Annotated in this window: 17 protein-coding genes; 8 read left to right on the top strand and 9 right to left on the bottom strand. The window is 66.6% G+C overall.

What is annotated here, in order from left to right:
- Positions 1 to 113 precede the first annotated feature (113 nt).
- Positions 114 to 1,745, bottom strand: coding sequence for a peptide ABC transporter substrate-binding protein (locus tag AC07DO_RS22385; RefSeq protein WP_479062000.1), 1,632 nt, complete (start codon positions 1,743 to 1,745; stop codon positions 114 to 116).
- Between the two features lie 385 nt (positions 1,746 to 2,130).
- Between AC07DO_RS22385 and AC07DO_RS22380 the strand changes: the two genes are divergently transcribed.
- From AC07DO_RS22380 to AC07DO_RS22350, 7 genes are all read left to right on the top strand, one after another.
- Entirely contained in the window at positions 2,131 to 3,156 is a 1,026-nt protein-coding gene (locus tag AC07DO_RS22380) for an ABC transporter permease (RefSeq protein WP_479061998.1), read from the top strand.
- 96 nt (positions 3,157 to 3,252) lie between these two features.
- Positions 3,253 to 5,037, top strand: a complete 1,785-nt coding sequence (locus AC07DO_RS22375) for an ABC transporter substrate-binding protein (protein ID WP_479061996.1) — start codon at positions 3,253 to 3,255, stop codon at positions 5,035 to 5,037.
- Between the two features lie 93 nt (positions 5,038 to 5,130).
- Positions 5,131 to 6,111 carry an ABC transporter permease gene (locus tag AC07DO_RS22370; RefSeq protein ID WP_150186032.1) on the top strand — a complete coding sequence of 327 codons (981 nt, stop codon included), beginning with the start codon at positions 5,131 to 5,133 and terminating at the stop codon, positions 6,109 to 6,111.
- Between the two features lie 18 nt (positions 6,112 to 6,129).
- A complete protein-coding gene (locus tag AC07DO_RS22365; protein WP_479061994.1) occupies positions 6,130 to 7,158 on the top strand; it encodes an ABC transporter ATP-binding protein in 1,029 nt (342 codons plus the stop codon).
- A gap of 26 nt (positions 7,159 to 7,184) precedes the next feature.
- Entirely contained in the window at positions 7,185 to 8,225 is a 1,041-nt protein-coding gene (locus AC07DO_RS22360) for an ABC transporter ATP-binding protein (RefSeq protein WP_479061992.1), read from the top strand.
- A gap of 115 nt (positions 8,226 to 8,340) precedes the next feature.
- Positions 8,341 to 8,874 (top strand): GNAT family N-acetyltransferase, encoded by a 534-nt coding sequence (locus AC07DO_RS22355; RefSeq protein WP_479061990.1) that lies wholly within the window; start codon positions 8,341 to 8,343, stop codon positions 8,872 to 8,874.
- Positions 8,875 to 8,892: 18 nt separating this feature from the next.
- A complete protein-coding gene (locus tag AC07DO_RS22350) occupies positions 8,893 to 9,471 on the top strand; it encodes a Uma2 family endonuclease (RefSeq protein WP_479061988.1) in 579 nt (192 codons plus the stop codon).
- 13 nt (positions 9,472 to 9,484) lie between these two features.
- Here the strand turns inward: AC07DO_RS22350 and AC07DO_RS22345 are convergent, their stop codons facing one another.
- Both AC07DO_RS22345 and AC07DO_RS22340 read right to left on the bottom strand, forming a co-directional pair.
- Positions 9,485 to 10,189, bottom strand: a complete 705-nt coding sequence (locus AC07DO_RS22345; protein WP_479061986.1) for a hypothetical protein — start codon at positions 10,187 to 10,189, stop codon at positions 9,485 to 9,487.
- Positions 10,182 to 10,721 carry a SigE family RNA polymerase sigma factor gene (locus AC07DO_RS22340; RefSeq protein WP_479061984.1) on the bottom strand — a complete coding sequence of 180 codons (540 nt, stop codon included), beginning with the start codon at positions 10,719 to 10,721 and terminating at the stop codon, positions 10,182 to 10,184. Before AC07DO_RS22340 ends, AC07DO_RS22345 begins: the two co-directional genes overlap by 8 nt.
- 234 nt (positions 10,722 to 10,955) lie before the next feature.
- Here AC07DO_RS22340 and AC07DO_RS22335 point away from each other — a divergent pair, with 234 nt between their 5' ends.
- A complete protein-coding gene (locus tag AC07DO_RS22335) occupies positions 10,956 to 11,537 on the top strand; it encodes a hypothetical protein (RefSeq protein ID WP_479061982.1) in 582 nt (193 codons plus the stop codon).
- Between the two features lie 73 nt (positions 11,538 to 11,610).
- Here AC07DO_RS22335 and AC07DO_RS22330 read toward each other — a convergent pair whose 3' ends face one another.
- From AC07DO_RS22330 to typA, 6 genes are all read right to left on the bottom strand, one after another.
- The gene (locus tag AC07DO_RS22330; protein ID WP_479061980.1) at positions 11,611 to 12,768 is read right to left on the bottom strand and encodes an ABC transporter ATP-binding protein; all 1,158 of its coding nucleotides are present in this window, start codon (positions 12,766 to 12,768) and stop codon (positions 11,611 to 11,613) included.
- Positions 12,761 to 13,822, bottom strand: coding sequence for an ABC transporter ATP-binding protein (locus AC07DO_RS22325; RefSeq protein WP_479061978.1), 1,062 nt, complete (start codon positions 13,820 to 13,822; stop codon positions 12,761 to 12,763). Before AC07DO_RS22325 ends, AC07DO_RS22330 begins: the two co-directional genes overlap by 8 nt.
- Before the next feature lie 11 nt (positions 13,823 to 13,833).
- Entirely contained in the window at positions 13,834 to 14,796 is a 963-nt protein-coding gene (locus AC07DO_RS22320) for an ABC transporter permease (protein WP_479061976.1), read from the bottom strand.
- Positions 14,789 to 15,718 carry an ABC transporter permease gene (locus AC07DO_RS22315; RefSeq protein WP_479061974.1) on the bottom strand — a complete coding sequence of 310 codons (930 nt, stop codon included), beginning with the start codon at positions 15,716 to 15,718 and terminating at the stop codon, positions 14,789 to 14,791. The genes AC07DO_RS22320 and AC07DO_RS22315 overlap by 8 nt, the downstream gene beginning before the upstream one ends.
- An 81-nt stretch (positions 15,719 to 15,799) precedes the next feature.
- The gene (locus tag AC07DO_RS22310) at positions 15,800 to 17,425 is read right to left on the bottom strand and encodes a peptide ABC transporter substrate-binding protein (RefSeq protein ID WP_479061972.1); all 1,626 of its coding nucleotides are present in this window, start codon (positions 17,423 to 17,425) and stop codon (positions 15,800 to 15,802) included.
- Between the two features lie 480 nt (positions 17,426 to 17,905).
- Positions 17,906 to 19,813 (bottom strand): translational GTPase TypA, encoded by a 1,908-nt coding sequence (gene typA, locus AC07DO_RS22305; protein ID WP_479061970.1) that lies wholly within the window; start codon positions 19,811 to 19,813, stop codon positions 17,906 to 17,908.
- Positions 19,814 to 19,983 lie beyond the last annotated feature (170 nt).

Genomic DNA, 19,983 nt, shown 5'->3' with positions numbered 1-19,983 from the left:
GACCCCGTCCACAAAACCCGGCCTCACATCTCTTCTCGTTGGGGTGTTTTGTTTCGGTGAGGCTCTCTCGTCCTTTTCCTTTCTTTTGACGCCCGCCCCCCGCTCCCGGCGTCTCAGTTGACCTTGATCTGGTTGTAGACCGGCACGCTGAACTGGTTGAGGGAGACGTCGGAGACCTTGTCCGAGTAGCCGGCGCTGCCGTTCTGGTACCAGAGCGGGATGGCGGGCATGTCCTTGGCGAGGATCTTCTCGGCGTCCTGGAACTTGCCGATGGCCTTGTTGGTGTCCGTCTCGCCGTTGGCCTCGTTGACGAGCTTGTCGAACTCCTTGTCGGTGTACTTGCCGTCGTTGGACGGGGCGTCGGTGAAGTAGACCGGCTCCAGGAAGTTCTGGATCAGTGGGTAGTCCATCTGCCAGCCCGCACGCCAGGCGCCGTCGAGTTCCTGCTTGGAGGCCTTGCTGCGGAAGTCCGCGAAGGTGCCGACCGGGTTGGCGACGCAGGCCTTGTCCTTGCCGAGCGCCTTGTTGATGGAGTTGCAGACGGCGTCGACCCACTCCTTGTGGGAGCCGGTGTCGGCGTTGTAGGTGACCTTGAGGGTGCCGCCGGGGATGCCGCCGCCGTCCTCGACGAGCTTCTTGGCCTTGGCGGCGTCGTAGGTGCAGGCGTCGCCGCAGAGCCCTTCCTTGTAGCCGCCCTTCTCGCCGAGGACCGGTGAGGTCCAGTCGGATGCGGGCGTGCGTGTCTTCTGGAAGATCGTCTCGGTGATCTGCTCGCGGTTGATCGCCATGGACAGGCCTTGGCGGACCTTCTCCATGCCCGGCTTGTTCCACTTGCTGTCGTAGAACGGGAAGGCGAGGGTCTGGATGATGCCGGCGGGGGTGTTGATGTAGCGGTCGCCGAGGTCGTTCTTGGCGTTCTTGAGCTGCGAGGCGGGGACGTCGTCGACGAGGTCGAGGTTGCCGGCCATCAGGTCGGTGTAGGCGGTGTTGTTGTCGGTGTAGACCTTCATGTCCACACCGCCGTTCTGCGCCTTGTCGTCACCGGGGTAGCCGTCCCACTTGCGCAGGGACATCTTGGAACCCTTGGTGTACGAGTCCACGGTGTACGGGCCGTTGCCGACGGGCTTGGACAGCCAGCCCTGGTGGTCGTCGTAGAACGCCTTGGGCAGCGGCGCGAACGCGGGGTAGCCGAGGGTGTCGGGCCAGGTGGAGAACTTCTGGCTGAGCTTGACCGTGAAGGTCCTGTCGTCGACGACCTTGAGTCCGGAGAGGGTCTGGGCGCCGGGGTCGCCCTTCTCGGGGTGGACCTTGTCGTAGCCCTCGATGTAGCCGAAGAAGTACGCGTTCTTCTGGTTGTTCTTGAGGTTCGCGCCGTAGTTCCAGGCGTCCACGAACGACTTGGCGGTGATCTTCTCGCCGTTGCTGAACTTCCAGTTGTCCTTGATCTTGACCGTGAAGTTCTGGGCGTCCTTGGTGTCGATCGACTCGGCGATCATGTCCTTGGCCTCGCCGGTCTTCGGGTCGTACCGCTTGAGGCCGCGGAAGACCATGTCGAGGATCTTGCCGCCCTGCACCTCGTTGGTGTTCGCCGGCTCCAGCGGGTTCTGGGGGTCGCCCCAGGAGGAGCTCACGATGCCGGAGCCGTCGCCACCACCGCCGCCGCTTCCCCCGCCACCGCAGGCCGTCGCAGCGAGTGCGACGGTCACCGCACATGCGGCCCACTTGGCGTGCGTGGCTCCACGCATGGAGTCCTCCTGTCCTCAGCTACCGCGATTACTTACCGCCAAATATCGCCGCAAGAGGAATGAACCGCACATTTATCCCACCCGTACGAGTCGGAGCCCCTCCGGATGTACGCATTGCGAGACGCCTCCGCCCGCATATCGGACTCATATCCGACCCAATGCCGCGCTTGCCCCGCCCTGGCGCACCTTGTCCATCACGCATGATTACGCCAACGCAATGGCATGCCCATGATCAAGTAAAGCCTGCCTAAAGGAACTCAAGAGCACCCCAAAGCGGCCCACCATTCATTGACCGCGCGGGAAACGCCTTGCGAAAGTCGCGCCTAGCCCGTGGGTGCTGGTTGTCCTGCGGATTCCTGCTGTCCCTCTCCGGGCCTGGAGCGCCATGACCTCCCCAACTCCCGCCGCTGCCGCCACGCTTGAAGTGACGGAGAAGACAGACGGCACGCCTTTGCCGCCCAAGGACCAGGGCAGCAAGGGCCGTTCGCCGGGACGGCTCGCCTGGACCCGCTTCAAGCGGGACAAGTCCGGCGTGATCGCCGCGTGTGTCGTGATCTTCTTCTTCGTCGTCGCGCTGTGCGCGCCGCTGATCGCGAAGGTGTACGGGAAGAATCCGTACGACACCTACGGACTCGACCAGCCGGGCCTGCTCAACGACTTCAACTACCCGATCAAGCCGAACGGCGGCATCGACGGGGACTTCTGGTTCGGCATCGAACCGGTCCTCGGCAGGGACGTCTTCACCTTCCTGCTCTACGGAATCCGCAACTCCCTGCTGATCGCGACCGCGACGACACTGCTCGTCACCCTGCTCGGCATCACCATCGGGCTCACCGCCGGATACATCGGCGGGAAGACGGACTACTTCATCGGCCGGATCATCGACATCCTGCTCGCCTTCCCCTCGACGCTCTTCTACATCGCGTTCTTCCCGGTGATGATCTCGATCCTGGTGAGCCCCGAGGAGAAGATCCCGCAGTGGCTCACCGTCACCAGCCTCATCACGGTGATGACCGCCTTCGGCTGGGCCCCGCTGGCACGTCTGCTCCGCGGCGAGGTACTCGCCCTGCGCGAGCGGGAGTTCGTGGAGGCGGCCAAGGTCACCGGCGCCTCGCCGGCGCGCATCATCTTCAAGGAGCTGCTCCCCAACCTGTGGACGCCGATCCTGATCCAGGCGACGCTCCTGCTCCCGCTCTTCGTCACCGCCGAGGCGGGCCTCGCCTTCCTGGGCGTCGGCCTCGAGGAGCCCACGCCGGACTGGGGCGTGATGATCCAGAACGGCTCGAAGTACTACCAGGACGACATCACCTTCATGGTCTTTCCCGGCCTCGCCATGGTGATCTTCGTAGTGGCCTTCAACCTCCTCGGCGACTCGGTGCGTGACGCGCTCGACCCGAAGACCAGACGCTGACACTCCCCGCTGAACGCTTCCCCGGGGCAGGCACGCGCGACGGGGCCGTGCCGCCCGCTCTCCGCTCTCTCTCCTTCACACAGGGTTGGTAGCCACATGGCAATCTCACGCAGAAACCTCCTCATCTCGACCTCGGTCGCGGCGGGCGGCTCGCTCGTGCTGTCCGCGTGCAGCAGCGGCGACTCGGGCGGAGGCGACGGCGGATCGCACGGCGGCGCCACGGAGTACACCAACGCGAGCGTGAAGGTGGGCACCGAGAAGGACTCGACCGGGCCCGCGCCCGGCGTCCCCGGCGGCAAGAAGGGCGGCACGATCTACGGCGTCGCCGAGGACGACGTGTCGCACATGGACCCGCAGCGCATCTACTTCGCGTACAACTCCTCCATCGCCAACCTCTACGCGCGCTGCCTCACCGGCTACCAGACCGACATGGAGGGCCACCAGATCCTCGTCGGCGACCTCGCCACCGACACCGGCAAGGCCTCGGACGGCAACAAGACCTGGACCTTCACGCTGAAGGACGGTCTGAAGTGGCAGGACGGCAGCGAGCTCACCGTCGACGACGTCCGGCACGGCTTCGAACGCGGCTGGGCCCCCTTCGTCACCGAGGGCGCCATCTACGTCCAGCAGGCGCTGACCGGCAAGGGCGCCAAGTGGCGTGACGGGTACGACGGCCCGTACAAGGGCAAGCACCTGGACTCGATCGTCACCGACAAGGCGAAGAAGACGATCACCTTCCACCTGAAGGAGGCCCGCCCGGAGTTCAACTTCACGCTGGCCATGCACTCGTACGCGGCCGCGCCCGTGAAGCACGACACCAAGGAGAAGTACGACAAGGCGCCCTTCTCCTGCGGGCCGTACATCGTCAAGCACCGCTCCATCGACAAGTCGATGACGCTGACGCGCAACAAGCACTGGGACCCGAAGACCGACTCCATCCGCAACGCCTACCCGGACAGCTTCGAGTTCGAGTTCGGGCCGACGGGACCCGAGTCCTGCGACCGCTTCATCGCGGACCAGGGCAAGGACCAGCAGATGGTCGCCATCTACGAGCCGATCCCGGCCGAGCGCATGCAGAAGGTGCTCACCACCCCCGACATCAAGAAGCGCAGCTTCAACGGCCTGTCGTCGGGCACCTACTACTTCGCCATCAACATGAAGCGCGTCACCGACGTCGAGGTCCGCAAGGCCCTCCTCATCGCCTGGCCGCTGGAGCAGAGCCGCAAGATCTACGGCGGCACCACCGCGGGCGACTACGCGACGACGATCCTCAGCCCCGACATCGTCGGCCGCGAGAAGTTCGACCTCTACGACAAGCTCGACAAGCCGCAGGGCGACGTCGAGCGGGCCCACGAGATCCTGAAGAAGGCCGGCAAGCTCGGCACGAAGATCGTGTACGCCTTCCCGCGGCGCCCCACCTACGACAAGACCAAGATCGTCATCGAGAAGAACCTGAAGGCCGCGGGCTTCGAGCCGGTCATCAAGCCGCTCAACTCGACGGACTTCTACGACCAGGCGCAGCGCCTGGACAACAAGTTCGACGTCATGTGGTTCGGCTGGTCCCCGGACTGGCCGACCGCGTACACCATGATCCAGCCGATGCTCGACGGCACGGCCATCGGTGACGGCCAGAACAACGTCTCGCAGTGCGACGTTCCCTGGATCAACGAGGCGATCAAGAAGAACGCCGTCATCTCGGACCCGAAGGAGGCCGGCAAGGCCTGGGCCGCGCTCGACAAGCGGATCATGAAGGAGGTCGTGCCGATCATCCCGGAGACCTACCAGCGCCGCTGGTACCTGCACGGCTCCAAGGTCGGCGGCGCCATCCACGACCCGCAGTTCGCGGCGACGCTGCTCCACAAGACGTACGTCAAGGGCTGACGACCGCCCCCGGGACGGGCCCCCTGGCTGCTCCGAGGGGCCCGTCCCGACCCTTCACCTCCCTCACGGCATCCGTCAGGAATCCCAACTGCCATGCTCCGCTTCCTCATTCGCCGCGTGATCGGCGGCGCGGTGATCCTGCTGATCATCAGCGCGATCGTCTTCCTCCTCTTCTACGCCGCCCCGCGCGACCCCGCGCGCCTGGCCTGCGGCAAGGTCTGCCCGCCGGACACGCTGGCACTGGTGAAGCACAACCTGGGGATCGCCGACCCGCTGCCGGTGCAGTTCTGGCACTGGTTCGAGGGCATCTTCGTCGGGCGTGACTACGACACGTACGGCTTCTGCGACGCGCCCTGCCTCGGCTACTCGTTCCGCAACCGGGAGCCGGTTCTCGCCACCATCCTCGACCGCTTCCCCACCACCGTCTCGCTCTCCATGGGCGCCGCGGTCGTGTTCGTCGTCCTCGGTGTGGGCACCGGCATGCTGGCCGCCGTCAAGCAGGGCAAGGCCGTCGACAAGATCGCTTCGTCGGCGTCGCTCGTCGCCTCCTCGATGCAGATCTACGTCGTCGGCGTCTTCGCCGTCTACCTCCTCACCGACCAGCTGCACCTCCTGGACCGGCCCGCGTACACGCCGTTCACCGAGAACCCCGCGGAGTGGTTCTCCGGGCTGCTGATCCCGTGGCTCGTGCTCGCGCTCATCTTCACCGCGAACTACACCCGCATGGCCCGCTCCCAGCTGGTCGAGACGATGAACGAGGACTACGTCCGCACGGCGAGGGCCAAGGGCCTCTCGCGCCGCACGGTCTTCTTCCGCTTCGCCTGGCGCGGCGCGATGGGCCCGATCGTCACCATCTTCGGTCTGGACATCGGCGTTCTGCTCGGCGGCGCGATCATCACCGAGAAGACCTTCGCCCTGCACGGCATCGGCGAGCTGTCGGTGAAGGCGGTCGACACGAGCGACCTGCCGCTCCTGCTCGGAGTGGTCCTGGTGGCGGCCACCGCGATCGTCATCTTCAACATCGTCGTCGACGCCCTCTACGCGCTGATCGACCCGCGCGTGCGGCTGTCCTAGGGCTCAGGGAGAGATCTGATGAGCACCACCCCCTTCCTGTCCGTACGCGACCTGCGCGTCCACTTCGCCACCGAGGACGGCACGGTCAAGGCCGTCGACGGACTCGACTTCGAGCTGGAGAAGGGCAAGACGCTCGGCATCGTAGGAGAGTCCGGCTCCGGCAAGTCGGTCACGAACCTCGCCATCCTCGGCCTGCACCACAAGGACAGCACCGCCATCGACGGGGAGATCCTCCTCGACGGCAAGGAGCTGCTCACCGCCACCGAGCGGGAGCTCGAGCAGCTGCGCGGCAACAAGATGGCGATGATCTTCCAGGACGCGCTGGCGTCGCTCTCGCCGTACCACACCATCGGCCGGCAGATCGGCGAGACGTTCCGCAAGCACACGGGCGCCTCGAAGAAGGAGGCGCGGGACCGCTCGATCGAGATGTTGACGAAGGTCGGCATCCCACAGCCCGACCTGCGCGTGGACGACTATCCGCACCAGTTCTCGGGCGGTATGCGCCAGCGCGCGATGATCGCGATGTCGCTGGTCTGCAACCCGACGCTGCTGATCGCCGACGAGCCGACGACGGCCCTCGACGTGACGGTCCAGGCCCAGATCATGGACCTCCTGAAGGACCTGCAGCAGGAGTTCGGCACGGCGATCATCTTCATCACGCACGACCTGGGCGTGATCGCCGACATCGCGGACGACGTCCTGGTGATGTACGGCGGGCGGTGCGTGGAGCGGGGCACGAAGAAGGAAGTCCTGCGCGCCCCCCAGCACCCCTACACCTGGGGTCTGCTCGGCTCGATGCCGTCCCTGGAGGGCCCGGTGGACGTCCCGCTCTCCCCCATCCCCGGCACGCCGCCGAGCCTCCTCAACCCGCCCTCCGGGTGCCGCTTCCACCCCCGGTGCGCGTTCACCGAGCAGGTCGCGGACGGCCGCTGCTCGGGCGAGCTGCCGCTCCTCGAACTGTCCGGGGGCCGGGGCGCGGCCTGCCACCTCACGGACGAGCAGCGCGCGGAGTTCTTCGCGGACTTCGCGGGCACGCGCACCGACTGACGTACAAGAGACGGGATTCCACGAAGATGAGCAGCACCCCTCCCGCGCCTCTCCTGGCCGTCAGCGGGCTGACCAAGCACTTCCCCGTGATGGGCGGATTCCCGTTCAAGCGGAAGATCGGCGCCGTCCAGGCCGTGGACGGCCTGGACTTCACCGTCGGCGGGGGCGAGAGCCTGGGCCTGGTCGGCGAGTCCGGCTGCGGCAAGTCGACGACGGGCCGCCTGATCACGCGCCTCCTCGAGCCGACCGGCGGCAAGATCTCCTACCGCGGCCAGGACATCACGCACGCCTCGCGCAAGGAGCTCGCGCCGGTCCGCTCGGAGATCCAGATGATCTTCCAGGACCCGTACGCGTCGCTGAACCCCCGCCAGACGGTCGGGAAGATCATCTCGGGTCCGATGGAGGTCAACGGCATCAACCCGGCGGGCGGCCGGGAGGCCCGCGTCCGCGAGCTCCTCGAAACGGTCGGCCTCAACCCCGAGCACTTCAACCGCTTCCCGCACGAGTTCTCGGGCGGCCAGCGCCAGCGCATCGGGGTGGCACGCGCCCTGGCCCTCGAGCCGAAGCTGATCGTGGCCGACGAGCCCGTCTCCGCGCTGGACGTCTCGATCCAGGCGCAGGTGGTGAACCTGCTCCAGAAGCTCCAGCAGGACCTGGGCATCGCGTTCCTCTTCATCGCCCACGACCTGGCGGTGGTACGCCACTTCTCGCAGCGGGTCGCCGTCATGTACCTGGGCCGCATCGTGGAGATCGCGGACCGCGAGAGCCTGTACGGGAACCCGCGCCACCCCTACACGAGGGCGCTCCTGTCGGCGGTCCCGGAGGCGACTCCGGACGACGTCCCCCGCCGGGAACGCATCCTCCTGAAGGGCGACGTCCCCTCCCCCGTCAACCCGCCCTCGGGCTGCCGCTTCCGCACGCGCTGCTGGAAGGCGACGGACAAGTGCGCGTCGGACGACCCACCGCTGGTCCGCATCGACGGCAACGAGACGGGCCACCTGACGGCGTGCCATTACCCGGAAACCCCGGCCCAGTTGGCGATTCCCGCGACCCGCAAGTCCCTGTAGCCCGCCCGCCGGAACCGCCCGGCCCGGCTGCGCCCCACCCCCTTGACCCGAGCGGGGCGCAGCCGGTCCCGGGCCCGCCGCACGGCGCGGCCGCCTCTTGACGCATCATGCGGGGATGAACACACCCGACACGGCCGGCTTCCGCCTGGCCCGGTACACGAAGGCCGACCAGCAAGAGATCCTCGGCACCGGCGAGGACCCGTTCGGCGTCGCGGAGACAGGCCTTGCCTGGCTCCCCAAGGAAGACCACTTCGGCATACGCCACGAGGGCCGCCTGGTCGCCCACGCCGGACTCCGCCGCCTCCCCGTCACGGTCGACGGCTCCGACCTCACGGAGGTCATCGGCGTGGGCGGCGTGGCCGTCGCCCCCGACGTCCGAGGCCGCGGCCTGGCCCGCCGCGTCATCGCGACGGCGCTGGCCCACGCCACCACCCTGGGCCCACCCCACGCCCTCCTCTTCTGCCGCCCGCCCCTGGTCCCCCTGTACGAACGCCTGGGCTGGCGAGCGATACCCCCGGAAACCCCGGTACGGGTCGACCAGCCCGAAGACCGGGTGATCACCATGCCCCTGCGCACGATGGTGACGCCGCTGCACGAGGGGGCGCGGTGGCCGGAGGGGGCGGTGCGGCTTCGGTCACTGCCGATGTGACGGCTCTACTCTGGCGGAATGGACTACGCGCAGATACGCGCGATCGCCGAGGAACTCGAGGCTTTCGCCGAGCGCGTCGAGGGGGCCTGGAAGGTCGAGGTCGGGCCTTCCGGGCCCGTACTGGCGATGACGTCCCCCTCGACGCGGCACGGGGGCGCGGTCCGCCGCATCCGGGACCAGCTGAACAAGCAACTCGCCGGGACCCACCCGGCCCACACCTGCGCGAACGGCCCCGTCATCGAGTCCCCGTCGCTGGGCCGAATGCGCCGCCCGGACGCCCTCGTGATCCCCGTGGCCGCGCTGGACGAAGAAGGTTTCGCCGTCGACGCCACGCAGGTGCTGGCCGTCATCGACATCGTTTCTCCGCCCAACCCGAACAACGAGTACGGCGAGGAACTCTCCGAATACCCGGCCATGGGCATCGGCCACTACCTGATCGTCGACCCCAGGACCGGAACGATCGAAGTGCACTCCCAACCGTGCGGGGACCGCTACCGGTCCAGGGAGCCGTACATCTTCGGGGATGCCGTGCCGTTCGGGCCCTGGACCGTCGAGACGGCCGCCTTCCGGCGTTACGGGAGGCCGGGCACGGGGTGAAGCCCGGGGTGCATCAGGACGACCGGTTGAAGTCGTCCAGCGTCTCCACCACCGAGAGCCACTTCTCACCGTGGGTCAGATAAACGCGCAGGTGGCTCCTCGGCCCCGTGCCCTCCCCCGTGTAGTACGCGTCAGGGCCCTTGCCGCGCTTCTCCATACCGCAGTTGTCGAGCACGTTGCGCAGGTGCGCGACCACCGTGTCGGTGTCGGCCGCGGTGCGGAACTCGGCGTAGCGGTGACGGGCGGCGGCGTTGCTGTCGCCTCGGTAGCCCCGAGTGTGCCGACCGTGACCGGGCACGTTTCCCGCGCCGATCGGCGCGCAGCCGACGTCCTTGAGCCCGATCCTCATGATGCTCCGGTTCATGTCGTCGCCGAGGCCGCCTTCCCGCCAGTGCCACTTCTCGTCCAACGGCATCTCCTCCGGAGGCAGCAGGCGGACGACGCCGTCCTTCTTGTACGGGGTCTCGTCCTGCCCGAACTCGCGCGACTGCTCCGACCGCTCCGCGGGACGTACGTCCCTGCCGCCGTCCCCGCCCCCCGGCACGACCGCCCAGAGCACCGCCCCCGCCACGGCCGCGACCGCCGCCGTGGACAGTGCGATCCGGCGCCTCGCCTGCCGCCGTCCGCCCCTGGCCCGCAGCTCCGCGCCGTCGGGCAGGTGGAGCTGGACGTCGTCCAGCAAGGACTCGACCTCGACCCGCCCCTTGAGCTCAGCCATGGCTCGCTGCCCCCTCCGTGCGGAACGCCGCCGAATCGGCGAGGCGTTCGCCCAATACCTTGCGGGCCCGGCTGAGCCGGGTGCGTACGGCTCCGTTGGTGGCACCCGTCTCCATTGCCACCTGCTCCACCGGCAGGTCGAGGAGGTGGTACAGGACCACCACCTGCCGCTGCTGGGGCGGTAGTTCGCGCAGCGCCTCCATCAACGCCACCCGGTCCGCGGAGAGTTCCGGCAGATCCGCGCCGGGCCCGTGTCTGAAATGGGCGCGCACGCGGTTGCGTGTCCGGCGCCACGTACTGATGGCGAGCCGCGATGCCACGGTCCGCACCCAGGGCAGCGGATCCCCCTCGCCCACGAGCCGGTCCCAGCGCTGCCACGCCCGTACGTACGCCTCCTGCACCGCGTCCTCCGCCTCCGCCAGGTCGCCGGTCATCGCATAGACCGTGGCGACCAGACGTTTGGCCGTGGCGGCATAGAACGCGTCGAAGCCGGCGCTGTGATCCTGGTCCGTCTCATCGGGCCGCGTCGCCATCGTCCCCCCGTCTCATCCGTCATTCCTGCGGTTCGCCCGTCTTGCTCACCGCTCCCACCTTGAACACGCTCGGGCTGTGGCCGACGTTACGGCCGGCTTTCCGGACCATTCCTCTAGAGGCGCACAAAAACCTCAACTCTCCCTCAAGTCACTAGCGGCACAAGAAGTTCACCCCATAGTGTGAATGCACACCGTAAGGAACACTGAACGTCGAGTAACGAATCGGGGAGAGTAATGCGCGCATTGACCATCGCGTCCCTCACGAGTGCCATGGCAATCGCCGCCGGAATGCTGGCCGCTGCCAGCCCCGCGTCCGGCACGGAGAATCGCGCGGCCATCTCTGGTAACGGCGTGTCCGCCCAGGAGGAGATACCCTCAGGGACTGTGAGCAAGGCCAAGGTCCAGAGCCGCGGCCAAAAGGTCTACTCAGCCAACATCGGCTACAACAAGAACAGCTACCCCGAGTGCAAGCCTCACGCCTCCACCATGGAGAAGGTGATTTGGAACCTCGGGAAGGTGACTCGCAGCTCCGCGCGGGTCAAGACCATCAAGGTGCGCTACTACAACGAGCGCGAACTCCACGTCGGTTCGGCCTATGTGCACGACGGCAACCACCGCCAGCGTTGGCTGAAGGCAAATGGGTGGTTCATCCCGAAGGGTTCTCACTGGCGGACTTACAAGATCAACAAGACCGTCAAGTTCTCCAAGAACAAGCCGCTCGATTTCAAACTCTGGGTCCAAATCGCGAGCGCCAACGAGCCTGCGTGGTGTCACCCTAAGTCTGAGCTCTACTTCTACCTCAAGCCCAACCGGTAATACCCAACGCATACTTATGACTTCACCCCGCCGAACCCTTCGTTCGGCGGGGTGAAGTCATAAGCGAAGGAAGTTACGCAGCCGTGACGACGTTCTTCTCCTCCGCGAAGTGACAGGCCGACTCATGTGCCGCCGGCGTGTCCTGGCCCGCGAACTGCTGCGGGATCGCGAGCAGCGGGGTCTCCTCCGCACACTTCGCCTCCGCCTTCCAGCAGCGAGTGCGGAAGCGGCAGCCCGAGGGCGGGTTCGCCGGGGACGGCACGTCGCCGGAGAGGATGATCCGCTCACGGCCCTCGCGGGCCTCCGGGTCCGGGACGGGGACCGCGGAGAGCAGCGCCTGCGTGTAGGGGTGCGTCGGGTGCTCGTAGATCTGCTCGTCCGAGCCGATCTCCGCCATCTTCCCGAGGTACATCACACCCACGCGGTCCGAGATGTGCCGGACGATCGACAGGTCGTGCGCGATGAAGAGGTAGGACAGGTTGAACTCGTCCTGGAGCTTCTCCATCAGGTTGATGACCTGGGCCTGGACGGAGACGTCCAGGGCCGAGACCGGCTCGTCGCAGATGATGATCTCGGGGTTGAGGGCCAGACCGCGCGCGATGCCGATGCGCTGGCGCTGACCGCCCGAGAACTGGTGCGGGTAGCGGTTGATGTACTCGGGGTTGAGGCCCACCACGTCCAGGAGTTCCTGGACCTTCTGGCGGCGCGAACCCTTCGGGGCCACCTCGGGGTGGATCTCGAAGGGCTCCCCGATGATGTCGCCCACCGTCATACGGGGGTTCAGGGACGTGTAGGGGTCCTGGAACACCATCTGGATGTTGCGGCGGACCGCCTTCAGCGCGCGCCCGGACAGCTTGGTGATGTCCTGGCCCTTGTAGAAGACCTCGCCCGCCGTGGCGCGTTCGAGGGTCATCAGGAGCTTGGCGACCGTGGACTTGCCACAGCCGGACTCGCCCACGATGCCCAGCGTCTCGCCCTGGTACAGGTCGAAGGAGATCCCGTCGACCGCCTTGACCGCGCCGATCTGCTTCTTGATCAGGATGCCCTGGGTGAGAGGGAAGTGCTTGACCAGATTGCGGACCTGGAGGATCGGCTCGCCACGCTCCACCGGCGCCTCGATCGCCGCGACGGCCTCCTCGGCGGTGGCCGCGTCGACCGTGTCCACCTCGGAGACGTTCGGCGTCGCGTCCCGCGGCTCCTCGGACTTCGAGAGCTTCTTCGGCTCAGCCATGGATCGTCTCCTTCCAGAAGTGGCACGCGCTGCCGCGGCCCGGCAGCTCCGCGCCGTCCCGCTCGCTGACCGGCACGAGCGCCGGGACCTCCGTGCGGCAGATGTCCTGCGCCTTGGGGCAGCGCGGGTTGAACGCGCAACCGCCGGGGATCTTGAGCAGGTTGGGCGGCAGACCCTTGATCGCGTAGAGCTCCTGGCCCTTCTGGTCCAGGCGCGGGATCGAGTCGAGGAGGCCACGGGTGTACGGGTGCGCGGGGCGCTTGTACAGCTCGTGGACGGGTGCCGTCTCGACGATCCGGCCCGCGTACATGACCGCGATCTTGTCCGCGACGTCGGCGACGACGCCGAGGTCGTGGGTGATCAGGATCAGGCCCATGTTGTACTCGCGCTGGAGCTCGGCCAGCAGGTCCATGACCTGCGCCTGGACCGTCACGTCGAGCGCCGTGGTGGGCTCGTCCGCGATGATCAGGTCCGGCTCCAGGGCGAGCGCCATCGCGATCATGATGCGCTGGCGCATACCGCCGGAGAACTGGTGCGGGTAGTCGTTCACCCGCTCCTTGGCCGCCGGGATCTTGACCTTCTCCATCAGCTCGATGGCCTTGGCCTTGGCTTCCTTGCGACCCATGCCCTCGTGCACCCGGAACATCTCGCCGAGCTGGTAGCCCACGGAGAGAACGGGGTTGAGCGAGGACAGCGCGTCCTGGAAGATCATCGCGATCTTGCGGCCGCGGGTCTTCCTGCGCTCCTCATTGGACATCTTCAGCATGTCCTGGCCGCGGAAGAGGATCTCGCCCTGGGGGATTTTTCCGGGCGGCATGTCGAGGATGCCCATGATCGCCTGAGCGGTCACGGACTTGCCGGAGCCCGACTCGCCGAGGACGGCGAGCGTTTCGCCCGCGTCCACGCTGTAGTTCACGCCGTTGACGGCCTTGACCACACCGTCTCGGGTGTGGAACTCGACGTGCAGGTCCTTCACGTCCAGGAGCCTGCCGCTCTTTTCCTCACCCGAGCGGGGGGCGGGAACCGAGTCTTCCTTGATGTCGATGCTGGTCATTTACGCCTCCCTCAGCGCAGCTTCGGGTCGAGGGCTTCGCGTACGGCGTCACCCATCATGATGAACGCCAGCACGGTCAGGCTGAGCATCCCGGCGGGGAAGAACAGCGTGTGCGGGTTGTTCCGGATGTCCTGTGTGGCGTCGGAGATGTCTCCGCCCCAGGAGATGGCGTCATCGGCAAGACCGAGACCCAGGTAGGACAGCGTCGACTCGGCGACGATGTACGTACCGAGCGAGATGGTCGCGACGACGATCACCGGAGCGATGGCGTTCGGCAGGATGTGGCGGAACATGATCCGCTTGGTCCCGGCACCAAGTGCGCGTGCCGCTACCACGTAGTCCGCGTGCTTGGTGGTGATGACTGCGCCGCGCATCACGCGGGCGATCTGCGTCCAGCCGAGGAAGGCCAGAGCGCCTGTGACCACCCACACGGTGCGCTCGGTGAAGGCGTTCAGGACGACCATGGCGCCGAGCAGGAACGGGATCCCGAAGAACACGTCGGTCAGCCGGGAAATGAGGCTGTCCCAGAAGCCTCCGAAGTAGCCGGCGAGCATGCCGCACAGGCCGCCGAAGACAGTGACGAGCAGTGTCACGCTGATGCCAACCGTGATCGAGTTCCGCGCTCCGTAGAGAACGCGGGCATAGATGCTGCGGCCCGTCCTGTCGTATCCGAACCAATCCGGCTGGAAGAAGTGGCCCAGGTTCGGCTTGCCCAGGAAATGGTTGACCTGGTCGCCGGACTCGGGGTTGACGCTGGTGAACAGGCCAGGGAAGGCGGCCACTAGGAGCAGGACGAGGATCAGCACTGCAGATATGACGAAGAGCGGGTTGCGGCGCAGATCCCGCCAGGCGTCCCCCCACAGGCTGCGGGGCTTACCAGGCGCAGGCACGGCCGAGACGGCAGATCCCGCCACGACTTCGTCCTGCGCCGCGGCCGACTCTTCCGAAGTCGAGGTCTTGGTGAGGTCAGGCATAACGGATCCTCGGGTCCAGGACCGCGTAAAGCAGGTCGACGATCAGACTGGCGACGAGGTATACGAGCACCAGAACGGTGACAATGCCGACGATGACCGCGCCCTCCCGGTGGGCCAAGCCCTGGAAGAGCAGGTTGCCGACGCCTGTCACATTGAAGATGCCCTCGGTGATGACCGCGCCGCTCATCAGGGCACCGATGTCGGTGCCGAGGTAAGTGACCACGGGAATCAGCGAGTTGCGGAGCAGGTGTCTGGTGATGATGCGCTTGCGCGGCAGGCCCTTGGCGACGGCCGTGCGCATGTAGTCCGCCGAGCGGTTCTCAGCCACGGACGTACGGGTGAGGCGCGCCACGTAGGCCAGGCCGACCATGCCGAGCACCAGCGCCGGCACCATCAACTGCCCCAGATTCTCGGAGTCCTGGACCGTCGGCGTGATCCACTTCAGCTCATTGCCGAAATAAAGCTGGAAGAGACGGCCGATCACGAAGATGGGGACGGAAATGACGAGGAGCGTGAACAGCGTCACCCCGTTGTCCACGATGCGTCCGCGCCTGATGCCCGCGAGCACGCCCAGCGTGATGCCGACCACGAGTTCGAAGGACCAGGCCATGGCGGCCAGGCGAAGTGAGACCGGGAACGCCTGGGTGATCTCGTCGAGCACCGGCCTGTTTCCGGCGATCGTCTTGCCGAAGTCTCCCTGCAGGAGCCCCTTCATGTAATGCAGGTACTGCTCCCAGAGCGGCAGATCCAGACCTCGGTCGTGGCGAATCTGCGCCACCTGCGTCGGGTCCGGCGGCTTGTCGCCCCACAGCGCCCGTACGGGGTCGCCGGGGAGCACGTTGACCATAATGAAGATCAACAGGGTTGTCCCGATGAAAACCGGGATCATCTGGAGCAGTCGCCGTGCGACGTAGCGCCCCATTGGTGCCTCCGTCCAATCCGGAGCCGTCCGAAGCGACGCCCGGGGATGACCGGGCGTCGCTTCGGGACGGACCTCCGTCGACTACTTCTCGAAGACCTCGATGTCGGACAGGACGGGGTCACCGGCCTGGTCGAACACCACGTTCTTCACGTTCTTGGAGTGCGCGGAGAGCGTCTTGTTGTACCAGAGCGGGATGCCCGGGAAGCTCTGCCGCAGAGATTCTTCGGCCTTCTGGTACAGCTCCGCGGACTCGTCGATCGTCTTGGCCGCGTCGGCCTTCTTGGTCAGCTCGTCGAACTTCTTGTCCGAGAAGCCGCCCTTGTTGCCGTCGACGCCCGTGCCGTAGAGGTCGGCGAGGAAGTTGCCGTTGAACGGGTAGTCGAGCACCCAGCCCGACCGGTACATCGCCTTGACCTGCTTCTTGTCCCGCACCTCGGTGTCGGCCTGGAAGTCGGTCTTCGGGTCGCCGACGCACTGCACGCCGGTCGACCTGGTGATGCTGTTGCACACCGCCGTGACCCAGCCCTTGTGCGGCTGGTCGGCGTTGTACTGGATGGAGATCTTGTTGCCCGGAACGCCGCCGCCGTCCTTGACGAACTGCTTGGCTTTCTTCGGGTCGAACTTGCAGAACTCACCACAGGCGCCGGCCTTGTAGCCCTTGACGCCCTTGGCGACCCAGCCGGAAGCCGACTCGCGAGTGCCCGCGAAGGTGGTCTTCGCGATGGTGTCACGGTCAATGGCCATCGACAGGCCCTGGATGACCTTGACGTCCATGTCCTTGAACGTCTTGCTGTAGAACGCCGGATTGACCGTGTTGATCGCCGAGAAGTCCTGCTCGATGGCGCGGTCGCCGAAGTCCTGCTTGAAGTTCGCGAGCTCGCTGTCCGGGATCAGCGGCATCGTGTCGACGTTGTCCGAGCGCAGGTCGTCGTACGCGGCCTGCGGCGTCGTGTACGCCTTGAAGTTGATGCCGCCGTTCTTGGGCTTGTCCTCGCCCTTGTAGCCGGGCCAGGCGGTGACCTGGATCGACTTCTTGTGGTCCCAGCTCTTGAACTTGTACGGACCGTTGCCGACCGGGGCCTCGCCGTACTTCTTCGGGTCCTTCAGAGCGGCCGAGGGCAGCGGGAAGAACGGCTTGTAGACCAGCTTGTACGCGTAGTACGGGATGCCGTTCTTCAGCGTGATGGTGAAGGTGTTGTCGTCGACGACCTTCAGGCCGGACATGGCCTTCTTCTTGGCCTTGCCCTTCTCCGGGTGGACCTCGTCGTAGCCGACGATGTCGCGGTACCAGGAGCTGTTCTGCTGGCCGTTCGCCGGGTCGGCGGCCCAGTTCCAGGCGTCGACGTACGACTTCGCGGTGACGGTCTCACCGTTGTGGAACTTCCAGCCCGGCTTCAGCTTGACGGTCCACACCTTGTTCGCCTTGTCGGGGGTGACCGACTCGGCGTTCTCGTAGGTGATGTTGCCCTGCTTGTCGTAGTACACGAGGCCCGTGAAGAGGGCGTCGATGACGACGCTGCCGTACGCCTCCATGGTGTTCGACGGCTGCAGAGCGTTCTGCGGCTCGCCGTTGGCGTAGCTGACGATCCCCTTGGGGTCGACCTTGCCGCTGCCATTGCTGTCACTGTCGCCGCCGCCACAAGCGGTGGCCGTCAGCGCCACAACACCGGCTATCGCGACCCACTTGGCGCTCTTGGCACCACGCATGGGGTTCCTCCTCATGAGTCCACTTGTTCACTACAAGAGGGGGTACGAGAAACCGCGCCGACACCCCTGACGGCGACGATCGAGTACCCCAGTGTGCTCGTGAGTCGGCGCTCCCCACAGCGCGTGACCCATTGACCCGAGCTATACGCGGTCAACTATTAGCCATGAGGTACCGGTCGACCACACCCTTTTGGTCTCGGTTCAATCACACCTGGTGCGTACAACTTCCAAAATCCGGACAAACCGATCCGAGATAGATGGTTGCGAAACGGACGTGTTACACATCTAACGGTCAGTGACGTCCGCATACCGGACACTTGGCGGACAAAAACCGGTTGCCGGGAGACCCCCGCGCATCAGTGGCCACACCGTACTCGTCAGCGAAAACACCAGAGGCCGACTTCCGCGCAACTCCCTCGGGAGCGGCGGAAATCGGCCTCTCAGGCGGCTGTGTGCCGTCTGCCGACTACCTCAATGGGGTCAGCTGTGCTTGGCGCGGGACGCGGAGCGGCCGCGCTCCTTCTGGTCCAGGACGACCTTGCGGATGCGGACGGCCTCCGGGGTCACCTCGACGCACTCGTCGTCGCGGCAGAACTCCAGGGACTGCTCGAGCGACAGCTTGCGGGGCGGCACGATCGCCTCGAAGGAGTCGGCGGAGGCGGAGCGCATGTTGGTGAGCTTCTTCTCCTTGGTGATGTTCACGTCCATGTCGTCGGCGCGGGAGTTCTCGCCGACGATCATGCCCTCGTACACCTCGGTGCCGGGCTCGGTGAACAGCACGCCGCGCTCCTGGAGGTTCGTCATCGCGAAGGCGGTGACGGCACCGGCGCGGTCGGCGACCAGGGAGCCGTTGTTACGGGTCTTCAGCTCGCCGAACCACGGCTCGTGGCCCTCGTGGATGGAGTGGGCGATGCCCGTGCCGCGCGTCTGGGTCAGGAACTCCGTACGGAAGCCGATGAGGCCGCGGGACGGGACGACGAACTCCAGGCGGACCCAGCCGGAGCCGTGGTTCGACATGTTGTCCATGCGGCCCTTGCGGACGCCCATGAGCTGCGTGACGGCGCCCATGTGCTCCTCGGGCACGTCGATGGTCATGCGCTCGACGGGCTCGTGCGTCTTGCCGTCGACCTGGCGGGTGACCACCTGCGGCTTGCCGATGGTCATCTCGAAGCCCTCGCGGCGCATCTGCTCGACCAGGATGGCCAGCGCCAGCTCACCGCGGCCCTGCACCTCCCAGGCGTCGGGGCGCTCGGTGTCCAGGACGCGCAGCGAGACGTTGCCGATCAGCTCGCGCTCGAGGCGGTCCTTGACCTGACGGGCGGTGACCTTGCGGTCCTTGACCGCGGCCTTGGCGTCCGCGCCCTTGCCCGTGCCGCCGCGGCCGACCAGCGGCGAGGTGTTCGTGCCGATGGTCATGGAGATCGCCGGCTCGTCGACCGTGATCAGCGGCAGCGCGATCGGGTTCTCCGGGTCGGCGAGGGTCTCGCCGATCATGATGTCGGGGATACCCGCCACGGCGCAGATGTCGCCCGGGCCCGCCATCTCGGCGGGCTTGCGGGTGAGCGCCTCGGTCATCATCAGCTCGGTGATGCGGACGTTGGCGATCGTGCCGTCGCGCTTGATCCAGGCCACCGTCTGGCCCTTGCGCAGCTCGCCCTGCTCGACGCGGAGCAGCGCGATGCGGCCGAGGAAGTTGTCGGCGTCCAGGTTGGTGACGTGCGCCTGGAGCGGGGCGCTCTCGTCGTACGTCGGCGCCGGGACGTGCTCCAGGATCGTGGAGAAGAACGGCTCCAGGTTGGTGGAGTCCGCCGGGACCGTGCCGTCGTCCGGCTTGGTCAGCGAGGCGATGCCGTCGCGGCCGCAGGCGTAGACGATCGGGAACTCGATCTGGTCCTCGTCGGCGTCCAGGTCGAGGAAGAGGTCGTACGTCTCGTTGACGACCTCGTCGATGCGCGAGTCGGGACGGTCCGTCTTGTTGATGCACAGGATGACCGGGAGGCGCTGCTGGAGCGCCTTGCGCAGCACGAAGCGGGTCTGCGGGAGCGGGCCCTCGGAGGCGTCGACCAGCAGGACGACCGCGTCCACCATCGACAGACCGCGCTCGACCTCGCCACCGAAGTCGGCGTGGCCGGGGGTGTCGATGATGTTGATCGTGATCGGGTCCCCGCCGTCCTTGGGGTGATACTTCACCGCCGTGTTCTTGGCGAGGATCGTGATGCCCTTCTCACGCTCCAGGTCGTTCGAGTCCATCATGCGGTCGTCGAGGGACTCGGCGGCGTGCGCGGCGAACGAGCCGGCCTGCTTGAGCATGGCGTCGACGATGGTCGTCTTGCCGTGGTCGACGTGAGCGACGATGGCAACGTTGCGGATGTCGTGGCGCGTGGCCATAGTGCGGCGTACTCCTGGAGTGAGTGGTCGGTCGCGCGTACATCTGAGTACGCGGACCCTGCCGGGCTGGACACGCCACGGCCTCACCCCAGTCTACGTGTCCCTCGCGGAGGCAGCCTCCGCGGGGGCTTCGCAGGGGTGCGGAAAGCCTCGGGAACTCTGGGGAAACA

It is taken from the genome of Streptomyces sp. NPDC045678 (assembly GCF_056432085.1).
This window is presented reverse-complemented; position numbering and strand designations above follow the sequence as displayed.